The 15555-nt window shown below is 75.2% G+C and carries 8 protein-coding genes; 2 read left to right on the top strand and 6 right to left on the bottom strand.

Going from position 1 to position 15555, the window contains the following annotated elements:
• Positions 1 to 64: 64 nt before the first annotated feature.
• On the bottom strand, positions 65 to 508 hold the full coding sequence (locus FH969_RS04565; RefSeq protein ID WP_108717505.1) for an HIT family protein: 444 nt from the start codon (positions 506 to 508) through the stop codon (positions 65 to 67).
• A 96-nt stretch (positions 509 to 604) separates the two neighbouring features.
• On the opposite strand from FH969_RS04565, the gene FH969_RS04560 reads away from it, so the two are divergent.
• Positions 605 to 1960 (top strand): M23 family metallopeptidase, encoded by a 1356-nt coding sequence (locus FH969_RS04560; protein WP_139986296.1) that lies wholly within the window; start codon positions 605 to 607, stop codon positions 1958 to 1960.
• A 58-nt stretch (positions 1961 to 2018) separates the two neighbouring features.
• Here the strand turns inward: FH969_RS04560 and treZ are convergent, their stop codons facing one another.
• The 5 genes from treZ to FH969_RS04535 form a co-directional block, all read right to left on the bottom strand.
• A complete protein-coding gene (treZ, locus tag FH969_RS04555) occupies positions 2019 to 3893 on the bottom strand; it encodes a malto-oligosyltrehalose trehalohydrolase (RefSeq protein WP_218975263.1) in 1875 nt (624 codons plus the stop codon).
• Positions 3890 to 6484 (bottom strand): malto-oligosyltrehalose synthase, encoded by a 2595-nt coding sequence (treY, locus tag FH969_RS04550; RefSeq protein WP_139986295.1) that lies wholly within the window; start codon positions 6482 to 6484, stop codon positions 3890 to 3892. Before treY ends, treZ begins: the two co-directional genes overlap by 4 nt.
• A complete protein-coding gene (gene glgX / locus FH969_RS04545; protein WP_139986294.1) occupies positions 6481 to 8832 on the bottom strand; it encodes a glycogen debranching protein GlgX in 2352 nt (783 codons plus the stop codon). The genes treY and glgX overlap by 4 nt, the downstream gene beginning before the upstream one ends.
• Positions 8833 to 9087: 255 nt before the next feature.
• Entirely contained in the window at positions 9088 to 10923 is a 1836-nt protein-coding gene (locus FH969_RS04540; protein WP_180359668.1) for an alpha/beta hydrolase, read from the bottom strand.
• A gap of 14 nt (positions 10924 to 10937) precedes the next feature.
• Positions 10938 to 12362, bottom strand: coding sequence for an SDR family oxidoreductase (locus FH969_RS04535; protein ID WP_246071709.1), 1425 nt, complete (start codon positions 12360 to 12362; stop codon positions 10938 to 10940).
• Positions 12363 to 12724: 362 nt separating this feature from the next.
• Between FH969_RS04535 and FH969_RS04530 the strand changes: the two genes are divergently transcribed.
• Positions 12725 to 15298, top strand: coding sequence for an ATP-dependent RNA helicase (locus FH969_RS04530; RefSeq protein ID WP_139986291.1), 2574 nt, complete (start codon positions 12725 to 12727; stop codon positions 15296 to 15298).
• Positions 15299 to 15555 lie beyond the last annotated feature (257 nt).

Here is a 15555-nt window from a genome sequence, read left to right as displayed (position 1 = left end):
GCATCTGCGCCGCACGCCGAACGGTCACGGGACGAGGGATCCGGCACCCGTCCGACCCCGGCGGTCAGCGCGCGCTGAGCGCCCGGGCCTCCTCGACGGGCTCGGCCTGCCCGCCGGCGGCGAGGGCGTCGCGCAGCCGCTCGGCTGCGTCGTCGAGCTCGGAGTCCGGCGCGGGCGGGCCCTCGATGCCGTGGAAGTCCTCCGGGCCGTGGGTCGGGAGCACGTGAAGGTGCAGGTGGGGGACCCCGTAGCCCTGCACGACGAGGCCCGAGCGGACACCGCCGAACGCCTCGAGCTGCGCGCGTCCCACGATGCGGGCGACGTCCACGAGGTGGGCCATGAGTCCGGGGTCGGCGTCCAGCCAGTGGTCCACCTCGGCGCGCGGCACGACCAGGGCGTGCCCGGGGCGCACGGGGGCGATCGTGAGGAACGCGACGCACGTGGGGTCGGACCAGACGAACCGTCCGGGGATCTCGCCGTCGATGATGCGGGTGAACAGGGTCGTCATGGGTCCTGACGGTATCGAAGGCGCGGGGTTGCCGAGGTAGTGTGATCCGGGTCACCATCGGGGGTGGCAGCCGGGGGCGGCGGAAGGGTGACGGACGTGCGGGCAACGGTCCTGACGAGAGGCGTCGCGGCATGCCTCGCGGCCGCCGTCGGGGTGCTCGTGGCGGGCGGCGCGCAGGCGGCGCCGGTGCCGCTGCCGGTCTCGGGGGAGAGCGCCCTCGCTTACCTCGACTCCCCGATCGCCGGGGCGGCCTACCTCGCACCCGAGCACGCCAGCCCGCGCTGGGACCGCACGTCGAGCGCCCGTGGGGCGGCCGACTCCGACGGGCTCTCCCCGATGGACTATCCGCTCGAGGAGGACTCGGTCGACCCGCTGGCGGAGGCCGCCTCGTGGTGGACCCCGGCCACCGCGACCGGGACCGCGCCCCCGCCGCCCGCCCCGCTGCTGTCCGCCGTGGACGCCGCGGTCGAGCAGGCCGCGTACCGGCTCTCGCTCGCCGAGGCGGGGGTCGAGGTGTCTGAGCTCGGCTGGGTGCACCCGCTGCCGAACGGGAAGTTCGCCTCACCCTTCGGGTTCCGCGGCGCGATCGCGGGGTTGACCAGTGCGGGGCTGCACAACGGCGTGGACCTCTCGGCCCCGCTCGGGTACCCGATCCGGGCGGCCGCCGCGGGCACCGTGGTGTACGTCGGCAACGGCAGCCGCGAGCTGGGGCTCTCCGGATGGGTGGTCGCGATCGACCACGGCGACGGCGTCGTGACCGCGTACAACCACATGGCCCAGGCCGGCGTGCTCGTGACCCTCGGGCAGCAGGTCCGCGAGGGCGAGATCGTCGCACTGGTCGGGACCGAGGGTCGGTCGACCGGACCGCACCTGCACTTCTCGGTGCACGTCAACGGCGTGGCCGTCGACCCCGTCCCGTTCATGCTGGCGCGCGGCGTCGACCTGCGCTCCGGGCGCACCGTCACGCCGGTCCCGCTGACCGCCGACTACCTCGCCGCCCAGGCCGCGTTCCAGGCCAACCTGGTGGCGATCGCCATGACGCCGCTCCCGCCCGTGCCGGTGGTGCAGGCGCCGTCGCCGACCCCGACGCCCACGCCCGACCCGTCCCCGAGCCCGACGCCCACGCCCGAACCGACTGCGAGCCCGACGCCGGAGCCGTCGCCGAGTCCCTCGCCCAGTCCGTCGGCCAGTCCGTCGCCCAGCCCCGGACCCTCGGCGACGCCGCATCCCTCGACTACGCCCACGCCGACTCCGAGCCCGACGCCCGAGCCGTCACCGCAACCCTCTCCGAGCCCGAGCCCCACCGCCACGCCGACACCGGCCGCGACGGCGACACCCGAGCCCGCAGGGACGCAGCCTTCCGCGTCAGCAGCGCCGTCCGCCGCCGCGAGCGACGAGCCGACCTCGAGCGCCGCCGTGGCCGGGGACCCCGAGCCGACCGCCGCTCCGTAGCGCACCCGCGCCGGCGCGCGCCGGCGCCCTCGCGAGCCGGCGCCGGCGCCGACCGCGATCAGCTCCGGGTACGCACCAACGCGACGCCGTGGGCGCCCAGGTCGACCACGCCGTCGTGCACGCTGGTGCCCGGCTCCCACGCGAGCAGCACCTCGACGGCGCCCTCGACGCGCACCGGGAGCGGCTCGTCGGTGAGGTTGAGGACGACGGCGACGCCCGAGCCGCCGTCCGACGCGCCACCGTCCGCAGCCTGCGCCGCCTCCCCGGCACGGTGCAGCACGAGCGCGGTCGCGTCGTCGTCGGCGTCCACCCGGGTGCGCGACCGGTCGCCCGAGGCGAGGGCCGGCTCGCGGCGGCGCAGCGCGATGAGGTCGCGGTGCCACGCGAGGAGCCGGTGGTGCCGGCGCGCGCCGTCGTCGGGTGTCGCACCGGAACCAGCGTCGTGTGCGTCGCCCCGCGGAGCGTCGATCTCGCTCCAGTCCAGCCGGCTCGCCTCGAAGGTCTCAGGGTCCTGCGGGTCGGGCACCTCGTCGGTGTCCCAGCCGTGACCGCCGAACTCCTCGCGCCGCCCCCGGGTCACGGCCTCGCCGAGCTCGGGCTCGGGGTGCGACGTGAAGAAGCGGAACGGCGTGCTCGCGCCCCACTCCTCACCCATGAAGAGCATCGGGCTGAACGGCGAGGCGAGCACGAGCGCGGCGGCCTGCGCGAGTGCGGCGGGCGGGAGGCTCGCGCCCGGCCGGTCACCCGTCGCCCGGTTGCCCACCTGGTCGTGGTTGGCCGAGCACACCACGAAGGCGTGGCCGTCGACCCCCTCGGGCACCGGCGCGCCCCAGTCCTGCTCGCGGAAGGTCGAGTAGGTGCCGTTGTGCACGAAGACGTCGCGCATCACCTGGGCGAGTGCCGCCGTCGAGCCGAAGTCCACGTAGTAGCCCGCGCGCTCCCCGGTGAGCAGGGCGTGCACCGCGTGGTGCACGTCGTCGTCCCACTGCGCGGTCATGCCGTGGCCCCCGGCCGCGGTCGGCGTGACCATGACGGCGTCGTTGAGGTCGGACTCCGCGACGAGCGAGAGCGGCCGGCCCACCTCGCGCGCGAGGTCCGCGACGGCGTCGGACAGCTCGGCGAGCAGGTGCCGCTCGGAGTCGTCGACGAGCGCGTGCACGGCGTCCAGCCGCAGCGCGTCGACGTGGAAGTCGCGCAGCCAGCGCAGCGCGTTGTCGACGAGGAAGGCGCGCACCTCGGCGCTGCCCGGTCGGTCGAGGTTCACGGCCGACCCCCACGGGGTGGTGTGCGCGTCCGTGAAGTAGGGGCCGAACTCGCCGAGGTAGTTCCCCGACGGACCGAGGTGGTTGTAGACGACGTCGAGGCACACCGCGAGCCCGCGGGCGTGCGCGGCGTCGACGAACGCCTGCAGAGCCTCGGGGCCGCCGTAGGGCTCGTGCACCGCGTAGAGCGCGACGCCGTCGTACCCCCAGCCGCGGTCCCCGTTGAAGGCGGCGAGCGGCATGAGCTCGACGACGTCGACGCCGAGCGCGACGAGGTGGTCCAGCCGCTCGATCGCGGAGGTCAGCGTGCCGCCGGGCGTGAAGGTGCCCACGTGCAGCTCGTACGTCACGGCGCCGCGCACGTCGCGCCCCGCCCACGCCGCGTCGGTCCACGCGAAGGCGTGTGCGTCGAACGTGCGGCTCGGCCCGTGCACCCCGGCGGGCTGCCGGGGCGAGCGCGGGTCGGGGCGGGGATCGCCGCCGTCGAGCCGGAAGGCGTAGTCCACCTCCGGCGCGACGTCGCCGGTGGTGCGCCACCACCCGCCGCCGACGGCGAGCATCGCCTCCTCGTGCGCGTCGCCACCCTTGCGCCCTGCGCCGAGCACCACCGCCACGGCGTCCGCGTAGGGCGCCCACACCGACAGCGGGGCGGCGCCCGGCCCGCTGGTCACGAGGGCGTCCCGGACGGCCCGGCGACGGCGTCCGCGGCGTGCCCGGCGTCCTCGGCAGCCACACCCGCCTCGGCAGCCCCCACCGCCTCGGCCGTCACATCCTCGACCGGCAGCAGGAACGCGACGGGGGAGGGGGCGAACAGGTCGGCGAGCCGGACCGGGCCCGGTCGGTGGACGAGGCCGGGTCGGCGGGGATCGGCCCACGCGGTGCCGTCGGGCAGCACCACCTCGCGCTCACCCCAGCCCGACGTCAGACCCGTGGTGTGCCGGCTGATCACCGTGACCGAGCGGGGTTCGCCGTCGCGCGTGCGGGCGAAGGCGACGGCCCGCTCGGAGGAGGTTGCGAGCGGGAGGTAGCCCGCACGCGGGCCCACGAAGGCCTCGGGGTCGCCGCGCCGCGCGTGCAGCACGGCGCGCACGAGCGCGAGCTTCTCCTCGCCGAGCGAGCCGGTGCCGCTGCCGTCGGTCCGCTCGACGCGGTCGAGCGCGACGGCGAGGGCCGCGTAGTCCACGGGGCGCCGGTTGTCGGGGTCGACCAGGGCGATCCGGGTGGTCTCGGTGCCCTGGTACACGTCCGCGACGCCCGGCAGCGTGAGCTGGAGGAGCGTCTGACCGAGCGTGGCCGCGCGGACCGAGGCCCGCGTGCGGTCCAGCCACCCCGCCATGAGCTCGGCGACGTCCGGCGAGGCGAGCACGTGCTCGGCGAAGGCGATCACGCGCTCCTCGCGAGCGGCGTCCGGGTTGGTCCAGGCGGTCCACTCCTTGGCCTCGCGTGCGGCCTTGAGCAGGTACCCCGTGAACCGGTCGGCCTCGAGCGGGCCCTCGTCCGTCCAGGTGCCGGCCAGGATCTGCCAGAGCAGATTCTCGGTCCGGCCCGGCAGGTCGGTGGGTCGCGCGTCGGACGTGGCCGCGCGCAGCGCGTGGACCAGGTCGACCCACGCCGTCGCGTGCTCGCTGAGCACCCCGATCCGCGCGCGCACGTCGGCGCCGCGCTTGGTGTCGTGCGTCGTACCCGCCGTCATCGTGTCGGGCCAGCGCTGCTGCTGGCGCTCAGCCCACGAGTGCAGCGTGTCCGGCCCGAGGGCGAACGTGCCCGGCGAGGCGCCCACCTCGCACAGGCTCACCAGGTGGGTCCACCGGTAGAAGGTGGTGTCCTCCACGCCCTTGGCCATGACGGCGCCGCAGACCTGCTGGAAGCGCACGATGATCTCGTCGCGGCGGGGCTCGCGCACCTTGCCCGCGCTGCCGGCCTCGCGCCCGAGCACGAGGTCGACCACCACCTGCATCGTGTCGGCACGCTCCTCGTCCAGCCGGGACGCGGCCAGGGCGGCCGCCTCCTCCACGAGGGCGACGGCGGCGGGCGGGGCGGGCTCGCCCGGGACGACGTAGGCGCGGTAGCGGTCGAAGGCGATGACGAGCTCGGTGACGCAGTCCAGCAGGGCGCGCCACGTGTGGTCCCGCAGCCGGATGTCGTCGTGGCACACGTCGGAGATGAGGGACGTGAGCCGGTGCACCTCGGCGAACAGCGACTGCTCGACGACCTGCCGCTTGCTCTCCACGGTGAGCGCCGGCAGGCCCATCGGCCCGTCGCCGGTCAGCTCGTGCATTATCCCGGCGAGCGCGGGCGCACCGGCGGGATCCACGAGGAGCTGGCCGACCCGCCATGCGGTGTCGTACCCGGTGGTGCCCGCCACGGGCCAGTCGGCGGGCAGCTCCTCGGTCGGCTCGAGGATCTTCTCGGCCACGACCCAGGCTCCGCCGGTCGCCTCGTCCAGGTGCCGCAGGTAGGCGCGCGGGTCGGCGAGGCCGTCCGGGTGGTCGATCCGCAGGCCGTCGACGAACCCCTGCGCCATGAGCTCGAGCACCAGGCGGTGGGTCGCGTCGAACACCGCCGGGCGCTCCACGCGGATCGCCACGAGGGTCCCGACGTCGAAGAACCGTCGGTAGTTCAGCTCCTCGTCCGCGACGCGCCAGTAGGCGAGCCGGTAGTGCTGGGCCTCGAGCAGTCGCGTCAGGGGCAGGCTCTCGGTGCCGGCCCGGACGGGGAACATGTGGTCGAAGTAGCGCAGCACCGTGGTGGGCCCGACGCCGGGCACGTCGATCTCGTCGACGGTGAGCTCACCCCGCCCGAGCACGGCGCCGATCCGGTCGCCCAGGACGGGCATGAGCAGCCCGGCCGACGGGCCCGACCACTCGACGTCGAACCACTCGGCGTACTCCGAGGTCTCCCCGTGCGCGAGGACGTCCCACAGCTCGCGGTTGTGCCAGGCGGGGGTGGGCACGGCCATGTGGTTCGGCACGATGTCCAGGACCACGCCCATGCCCCGCTCGTGAGCCGCGGTGCAGAGCCGCTCGAGCGCGGCGCGCCCGCCCATCACCTCGCTGACCTCGTCGTGGTCCACGACGTCGTACCCGTGCGTCGACCCCGGCGCCGCCGCGAGCACGGGCGAGAGGTAGAGGTCGGTCACCCCGAGCCGCTCGAGGTACGGCAGCTGGGCGCGCGCCTCGTCGAACGAGAGGTCGGGACCCAGCTGGAGGCGGTAGGTGGAGACCGGGGTGCGTCGGGAGGGCTGGTGGGGCTCGCGGCTCATGCGTCGTTCTTCTTGGCGCGCGGCTTGCGCGGCGCGCGTCGCTTCGGCGTGGGCGGGTTGGGTGGCGTCGCCCCGCCGCTGGTCCCCGTCTCGTCGGCCGCCGCGGCCGCCGTCGCCGGGTCGGTGGGCGCGGTGGAGACCGACGCCGTGGGCGCGGCCTCCGCCGCCCGGGCGAGCTGCGCCGTCGTGCCCGTCGACACGCTCGTGGTGGGCCGCGGCGTCACGCTGACGCTCGGACGGGAGAACACGACGATCGAGCTGCCGGCGACCTCGACGCTCGTGCCTGCCGCGAACACCTGCCAGTCCTCGAAGGAGTGGTCGGAGTCGAGCACGCCCTGCCAGGCCTGACCGTAGGAGGCGGGCGGCAGGGTGAACGTGATGGGCGCCGGGTCGGCGTTGAAGAGCACGAGGAAGGAGTCGTCGACGATCGGCTCGCCCCACTCGTCGGGCTCGTTGATCGCGTCGCCGTTGAGGAACACCATGAGCGCCTTGGCGTACCAGGTGTTCCACTCCTCGCCCGTCATCGGCTCCGCCGCGGGAGTGAGCCACGCGATGTCCTGGATCCGGTCGCCGTCGGACTCGGTGTAGGTGCCCTCGAAGAACCGCCGGCGGCGGAACACCGGGTGCTTGGCGCGCAGCGCGATGACCTTGCGCGCGAACTCGAGCATCGTGGTCTGGGGCTCGTCCAGCTCCCAGCTCATCCAGGAGATCTCGTTGTCCTGGCAGTAGACGTTGTTGTTGCCGCCCTGGCTGCGCCGCAGCTCGTCACCGTGCGCGATCATCGGCACGCCCTGCGACAGCAGCAGCGTGGCGAACAGGCTGCGGGCCCGCCGCGCGCGCAGCTCGAGGATCTCCGGGTCGTCCGTGGGTCCCTCGGCACCGGAGTTCCAGGACCGGTTGTGCGACTCCCCGTCCCGGCTGTCCTCGCCGTTGGCCTCGTTGTGCTTCTCGTTGTAGGAGACGAGGTCGTTGAGCGTGAAGCCGTCGTGCGCCGTGATGAAGTTGACCGACGCGATCGGCTTGCGGCCGGTGTGCTCGTAGAGGTCGGAGGACCCGGCGAACCGGCTCGCGAACTCCGACATCGTGTGCGGCTCGGCGCGCCAGAAGTCGCGCACGGTGTCGCGGAAGGCGCCGTTCCACTCGGTCCACAGGGGCGGGAACCCGCCGACCTGGTAGCCGCCCTCGCCGAGGTCCCAGGGCTCGGCGATCAGCTTGACCTGGGAGACGACCGGGTCCTGGTGGACGAGGTCGAAGAACGCCGACAGGCGGTCCACCTCGTGCAGCTCGCGGGCGAGGGTGGCCGCCAGGTCGAAGCGGAAGCCGTCCACGTGCATCTCGGTGACCCAGTAGCGCAGCGAGTCCATGATCAGCTGCAGCACGTGCGGGGACCGCATCATGAGCGAGTTGCCCGTGCCGGTGGTGTCGAAGTAGTGGATGGGCTCGTCGTCGACGAGCCGGTAGTACGCGGGGTTGTCGATGCCGCGGAAGGACAGGGTCGGGCCCAGGTGGTTGCCCTCCGCCGTGTGGTTGTACACGACGTCGAGGATCACCTCGATGTCCGCCTCGTGCAGCGCCTTGACCATCCCCTTGAACTCCTGCACCTGCTGGCCGCGGCTGCCGGTGGCGCTGTAGGTGTTCTGCGGTGCGAAGAAGCCGATCGTGTTGTAGCCCCAGTAGTTCGACAGGCCCTTGCCCTGGAGCGTGGAGTCGTTGACGAACTGGTGCACCGGCATGAGCTCGATCGCGGTGACGCCGAGGGTCTTGAGGTGCTCGATGACCGCGGGGTGCGACATCCCCGCGTACGTGCCGCGCAGGTCCTCCGCGACGTCGGGGTGCAGCATCGTCATGCCCTTGACGTGGGCCTCGTAGATGACGCTGCGGTGGTACTCGTGCGCCGGCGGGTGGTCGTGGCCCCAGTCGAAGAAGGGGTTGTGCACCACGGAGGTCATGGTGTGACCGAGGGAGTCCAGGTCGTTGGGCGCCTGCCCCGGCTCGGGCGCGCCGCCGGCGGGGTAGGACAGGAGCGCGGGGTCGCCGTCGATCGTGCCGTCGAACGCCTTGGCGTACGGGTCGAGGAGGAACTTCGCGGGGTTGCACCACAGGCCGCGCTCGGGCTCGTAGGGACCGTGCACGCGGTAGCCGTAGCGCTGCCCGGGCTGCACGGCGGGCAGGTAGACGTGCCACACGTACGCGTCGACCTCGCGCACCTCGATGCGCTCCTCGTTCCCCGCGTCGTCGATCAGGCAGAGCTCGACCCGCTCGGCGACCGAGGAGAAGAGGGCGAAGTTCGTCCCCGTCCCGTCGTAGGTCGCGCCGAGCGGGTAGGGGTGTCCAGGCCAGATACGCATTGCGGAAGCATGTCATGGACGCGTGACATCCCTGTGACGCGGTCGGGGAGAGCGTTGCGCTCAGCGGGGGCGCCGAGCGCGTTCGGCCTCGTCAGCGCGCCGGCGCGGCGACGGGGCCCGACGGCGGAGCGCACCTCGCGCGGTCGGCCTCGTCAGCGCGCCGGCGCGGCGACGGGTGCCGACGGCGGAGCGCACCTCGCGCGGTCCGCCTCGTCAGGGCCGGACGGCGGAGCGCACCGTGCGCGGTCGGCCTCGTCAGCGCGGCACGTCGGCCAGGCGCGCACGCAGGGCCGCGAGACGCGACTCGTCCCACCCGTCGGGCTGAGTCACCCAGCGCCAGGCGTCGACGTAGGCGCCGCAGTAGTGGTGCCCGTAGCCCGCGGGGATCCCGTCGGAGTCGGAGACCATCATGTCGAGGAAGAGCTGGACACCGGTGATCACCGGCCACCACTGCAGGCGTGGCAGCACGTCCTGGCCGACGGGCTCGCGCAGCCAGTCGTCGGGACGCCAGAGCTCGGGCCACCACCAGCGCGCGACGCCGTCGCTCGGGTGCTGGACGTAGACCACGCGAGGCGAGCCGGCCGAGCCGAGGGCGTCGAGGTGCTGGGGTCCGCCGTTGCGGGTCGCGAAGCGCACGTGCCGACCGCCGTCCAGGACGGGGTGGATCTGGGTGGAGCCGGCATCCCGCCGCGCTGTGAGCTCGGTCACGAGCGGCGTGAACCGGGGCGAGCCCGCCCACACCGCGCCACCCGCCCGGCTCAGGACGTCCTCCAGCGAGCCGAACGCGGCCTGCGAGCCGTAGGCGCCGAGCGACAGCCCGAAGGGCACCAGCAGGGGCCGGGAGTCCGGCGGCAGCTGCCGCCAGCGCGCGTGCACGGCCTCGAAGAGCGCGCGGCCGGCGCGGGCCGGCAGGTCCAGCTCGAGGGCCAGCTGGACCCAGCTGGGGTTCACCGAGTACTGCAGGGCGGCGACCGCGGTGCGGCCGCCGTGCAGGTACTCCACGGCCGCCACGGCCGGACCGTCCACCCAGCCCGACCCGGTCGGGGTGACCAGGACGAGCACGTCCCGCTCCCAGGCACGGGTCCGGTCCAGCTCGGCGACGAGGCGTGCGGCCATCGCGTCCAGGTCGGGCGGGTCCACGAGCTTCCCGTGCGTCGTGACGCCCACGTAGACCCGGATCGGCTCGACCGCGGGGCGGCCGGTGAGCTCGGCGATCTCCTCGACGGAGGGACCGGAGCCGACGAACCGACGGCCCTCCGCGCCGAGACCCGACCACGGCTCGAAGGAGGCCGGCGAACCGGACCGGGTGCTCGCCGTCGGGCGCTCGTACTCGTGGGAGATGGTGCCGCTGCGGATCGCGAAGCGGCCGGTGACGTAGCGGCCGAGGATCTCGGCGAACCCCGCGCGCAGGAGGAGGATCGAGCCGACGGTGTAGAGGGCGTCGCCCGCCACGCCCGCGACGGGCTCGGGCAGCCAGCGCCCGAGCAGGCTGCGCAGCGCGTGCACACGGCGCCGGATGCGCCGCTGCGCGATGACGGGCAGGACGATCGCGCCGGCGGCGACGGCGAGGGTGCGCGGATCCGGTTGCGCGGTCGCGGGCAGGCCCCACAGCCGCTGGAGGCGACGCTGCCCCTGGGCCCCGGTCCAGAGCGTGACGACGGCGGTCGCGGCGAGGCTCGCGCCGGCGACCGCGCGTGCGACGGGCTGGGCGTCGGACCACGGGTGGCCCGCCGCGTCGTCCGCGCGGTGCGCGCCGCGGCGCGCCCAGTGCACGAGGCGCTCACCGCGCGCGCCGAGCGCGTACCCGACGGCGAGTGACAGCCCGGCGGCCACGCCCTGGGCGACGGCTCCGCGCGGCGCGAGGGTCGGTCGGGTGCCGGCCGCGTAGGCCGCGGCGCCGACGGCGAGGCCCGCGGGGGAGAGGCTGCGCCAGAAGCGGCCGAGCGGGCCGACGGCCAGGCGGGCGCTCGCCGCGGCCGGCGTCACCGCTGCTGCTGCTCGCGCCGCGTCCGCCGCCGTGGCCGTGGCCGCCCGGTCCGTCGCCAGGGCACGCGCCGCCCGGAGCGACGCCAGCACTCCCGCGGCGCTCACCGCGTGAACGGTCCTCACCACGGCGCGCGCGCGTAGTCCTTGAGGAAGCAGCCGTGCAGCAGCTCCCCGGCCTCGCCGCGCACGATGGGGTCGTACACCCGGGCGGCGCCGTCGACGAGGTCGAGCGGCGCGTGGAAGCCCTCCTGCGCGAGACGCACCTTCGTGGTGTGCGGGCGCTCGTCCGTGATCCAGCCGGTGTCCACGCTCGTCATGTAGATGCCGTGCTCGGCGAGCTCGGTCGCGCTGGTGCGGGTGAGCATGTTCACGGCGGCCTTGGCCATGTTCGTGTGCGGGTGCCCGGGGCCCTTGTAGCCGCGCGCGAAGACGCCCTCCATGGCGGAGACGTTGACCACGTAGGCGCGGCCGGTCGCGGTCGCCGACATGCTCGCCCGCAGGCGCGAGAGGAGGATGAACGGCGCCGTGGAGTTGCACAGCTGCACCTCGAGCAGCTCCATCGGGTCGACCTGTTCGACGGTCGCGACCCAGGAGTTGTGGTCCACCTCGTCCGGCAGGAGGCCGCCGGCGTCGATCGCGGTGCCCGCGAGGTGGCGCTCGAGGGAGGCGCTCGCGGCGTCGAGGGCGGCCCGGGCGGGGCCGAGGCTCGCGAGGTCGGCGCCGACGGGGTTGCTCGGCAGGTCCGTCACGGAGCCCGCGAGCATCGCGGGGTGCGCGGCGCTGGTGCGCCCGAAGGTGATCGTGGGGACGTCCGGGTCGTCCGGCAGGTGCAGGTTCTCCGCCTCGGCCAGGGCCGAGTAGGCGCCGGGCGTGCGCCGGACGGTCTGGGCGGCGTTGTTGACGAGGATGTCGAGCGGACCGCGGGCCGCGACGTGGTCGGCGAGCGCGACCACCTGGGCGGGGTCGCGCAGGTCGATGCCCACGACGTCGAGCCGGTCCAGCCACTCGTGCGCGTCCGGCATCGCGGCGAACCGGCGGGCGGCGTCGCGCGGGAAGCGCGTCGTGATGGTGAGGTCGGCGCCGTCGCGCAGGAGACGCAGCGCGATGTACATGCCGATCTTCGCCCGCCCGCCGGTCAGCAGGGCGCGCCGCCCCGTGAGGTCGGTGCGGGCGTCGCGCTTGGCGTGGTTGAGGGCCGCGCACGCGGGGCAGAGCTGGTGGTAGAACCAGTCGACCTGCGTGAAGAGCTCCTTGCACACGTAGCACGGCTGCGGCTTGCGCAGCGTGCCCGCCACCCGGTCGGGCGTGGTGGCCGAGCTCGGCAGAAGGCCGGCCGTCTCGTCGTCGATCCGGCCGGGGCTGCCGGTGGCGGTGGAGTGGATTACGGCGCGGTCGTGGTCCTGCAGGTCGCGACGGCGCTCGTCGCGGCGGACCTTCTTGGCCAGCTTGTACAGACCCGCCGTCGCGCGGCGGGCCTCGATCTGGTCGGGGTGGTCCGAGGGCAGGTGCGCCACCTGGCGCGCCACGCGGACGAAGACCGCCATGTCGGCGGGGTCGACGCCCGCTGGTGCGTCGGCGTCGGCGCCGGCGCCGGGGAGGTCTGCGTCGGCGCCGGGGAGGTCTGCGTCGGCGTCGGCGTCGAACGCGTCCGATCTGCTGGAGAGGTCCTCGAGGGTGGTCATACGCCTGCCTGGGCCGGGCAGGCGCGAACCTGCGGAGAGAGTCGAGTCGGTCAAGTCTACGGGCGGGCTGCGCAGCGAGTCCGGGACCGTGGCGACGGCCACAGGGGCGGGACCGGCGGGCTCGCGGTCGTGGGAGCGAGGCGGTGGCGCTGGCGGCCCGGACAGGGCGTCGCGGCGCGTGCCTCGCCGTCGGGCGTGGCGCTGGGCCCGGCAGACTGGTCGCGATGGATGCGATCGCGCGGCTGCTCGCGAACCCCGGCGACCTCCCGGTGCGGGGCGCGCTGCCGGAGGTGCGTGCCGCCGTCGAGCGCGCGGGTGTCGCGGTGCTCACGGCGCCGCCCGGGAGCGGCAAGACCACGCTCGTCCCGCCGCTGCTCGCGGACATCGTGCGTGCCGGTGCCGGTACCGGTGCCGGCCGAATCGTGGTCACCCAGCCGCGGCGGATCGCGGCCCGGGCGGCCGCGCGCCGGCTTGCGTCGCTGCTCGGCCAGGAGGTCGGCGGCGACGTCGGCGTCACGGTGCGGGGCGAGTCGCGCACGTCCCCGCGCACCCGGGTCGAGGTCGTCACGACCGGCGTGCTGCTGCGCCGGCTGCAGCGCGACCCGGCGCTGCCCGGCGTCGCAGGCGTGGTGCTCGACGAGGTGCACGAGCGGTCGTTGGAGTCCGACCTCGTGCTGGCGATGGTCGCCGACGTGCGGGAGGCGCTGCGCGAGGACCTCCGCGTGGTCGTAATGTCGGCGACGCTGGACGCCGCCGCGCTCGGCGCCGCGTGGGACGCGCCGGTGGTCGTGGCGGACGGGGCGCTGCACGAGGTCGACACGGTGTGGTGCCCTCCCGAGCGGCCGCTCGTGCGCAGCGACGAGCGAGGCGTGCGGCGCGAGTACCTGCAGCACGTGATCGCCGTCGCGCGGCGCGCCGTCGCCGAGCGTGCGGGTGATGTACTCGTGTTCGTGCCGGGGGCGCGGGAGGTGGACGACGTCGTGGCCGGGCTGCGGCGTGCGCCCCTCGGGGGTCTCGCCGGCGCGCCCGCCGCCGACGGGGCCGGCGCCGAGGACGCCGCCGACGGGCGTCGCAGCGAGGAGCCGGAGGTGCTGCCGCTGCACGGGCGCCTGTCCGCCGCGGCGCAGGACCGCGCGCTGCGGGCCGGTGGGCGCCGACGGGTCGTGGTGAGCACCGCCGTCGCGGAGTCCTCGCTCACGGTGCCCGGCGTGCGCGTGGTGGTCGATGCCGGACTGGCACGGCAGCCGCGCACCGACCACCGGCGCGGGCTTGCCGGGCTGGTCACGGTGATGGTGAGCCGCGCCGGCGCCGAGCAGCGCGCGGGCCGCGCCGGGCGTGAGGGCCCGGGGGCGGTGTACCGGTGCTGGTCCGAGGCCGAGCACGCCCGGCTCGCGCCGTTCGCGGAGCCCGAGGTCGCGACGGCGGACCTCGCCTTGTTCGTGCTCGAGGCCGCGTGCTGGTCGCGCGACGGCGTCGCCGGGCTCCGGCTGCCCGACGCGCCACCCCGCGCCGCGCTCGAGGCGGCCGAGGAGGTGCTGCGCGGGCTGGGCGCGCTCGACGGCGACGGCGTGGTGACCGCGCGGGGTCGCGCGATCGCCGGGGTGCCGACGGATCCGCGGCTCGCCCGCGCGCTGCTCGACGGCGCGGCGTCCGTCGGTCCGCGCGCCGCGGCCGAGGTGGTAGCCCTGCTGGCGGAGGACTTGCGCGCTCCTGGGGGCGACCTGAGCGCCGCGTGGCGGGCGGCGCGGGGCGGGGGAGCGGGGACCGAGTGGGCGCGGACGCGCGACCGGTTGCTCGCCGTCGTGCAGGACGCCGACGGCGGGGCGGACGTCGCGGGGGCCGCGCCCACGCCGGCGGTGCGCGACGCGCAGGCGCGCGACACGCCGAGGGTGAGCGACGCCGTCGTGGCCGAGGTGGTGGCGCTCGCGCACCCCGACCGGCTGGCGCGGCGTCGGGCCGGATCGACCGCCTATCTCATGGCCTCGGGCTCGGGCGCCGTGCTGGGCGAGGGGTCGGCGCTGGTCGGCCAGGAGTGGCTCGCCGTCGCCGACGCCGATCGCTCGCGGGGGAGGGACGCGCTGATTCGGTCGGGGGTTCCGATCGACGAGGCCGCAGCGCTCGCCGCCGGCGCTGCGCTCGTGCGTGAGGAAGTCGACGTGGCGGTCGAGGGCACGCGCGTGGTGGCTTCACGGGTGCGCCGCCTGGGCGCGATCCCGCTGTCCTCGGTGCGGCTGAGCCGCGTCGGACCGGAGGGTGCGGCGGCACTGCGGGCGGCCCTGCGCCGCTCGGGTGTCGGCGTGCTGCGCTGGACCGAGGCTGCGAGAGGCCTGCGGGCGCGACTGGCGTTCCTGCACCGTGAGCTCGGTCCGCCGTGGCCCGACGTGGGGGACGACGCGCTCGCCGAACGCGTGCAGGAGTGGCTTCCCGACGGGACGACGGACCTTGCGCGCGTCGACGTGCTCGCGCTGCTGCGCGGGCTGCTGCCCTGGCCGGACGCCGCGCAGCTCGACGAGCTCGCGCCCGAGCGGATCGCGCTGCCGTCGGGGCGGTTCGTACGGGTGGAGTACGGGGCGGACCAGCCCGTGATCGCGTCGCGCGTGCAGGACTTCTTCGGGATGCACGAGACGCCGCGGCTGGCCGGGGGGCGGGTTCCGGTGGTGGCGCACCTGCTGTCACCCGCCGGTCGGCCCGCGGCGATCACGGCTGACCTGGCGGGCTTCTGGGACGGCGGGTACGCGGCGGTGCGGGCGGATCTGCGGGGGAGGTACCCGAAGCACGCCTGGCCGGAGCGGCCATAGGGGCGGTGGCGCGAGCGACGCCCGGGGACGTACATCCCACGCGTCCGTCGGCCGAGTCGTCGGCACGGCCCTACTAGCGGCCCACCCTGTCGGCGCTGTTCAGCAGCGGTGGTAGTGGTTGGGCTGGTGGGTGGTGGGTGTCCAGGCGTGGCGGTGGGTCGGGGTGAGGGTGGGGCCGGGGGTGATGGTGGGTGTGGCGCCGGGTCGTGGGGTGGTGATGGTCCAGTCGCCGGTGTGGATGAGGTGGTGGTGGTAGC

Source organism: Miniimonas arenae, from assembly GCF_006351005.1.
GTDB lineage: Bacteria > Actinomycetota > Actinomycetes > Actinomycetales > Beutenbergiaceae > Miniimonas > Miniimonas arenae.
This window is presented reverse-complemented; position numbering and strand designations above follow the sequence as displayed.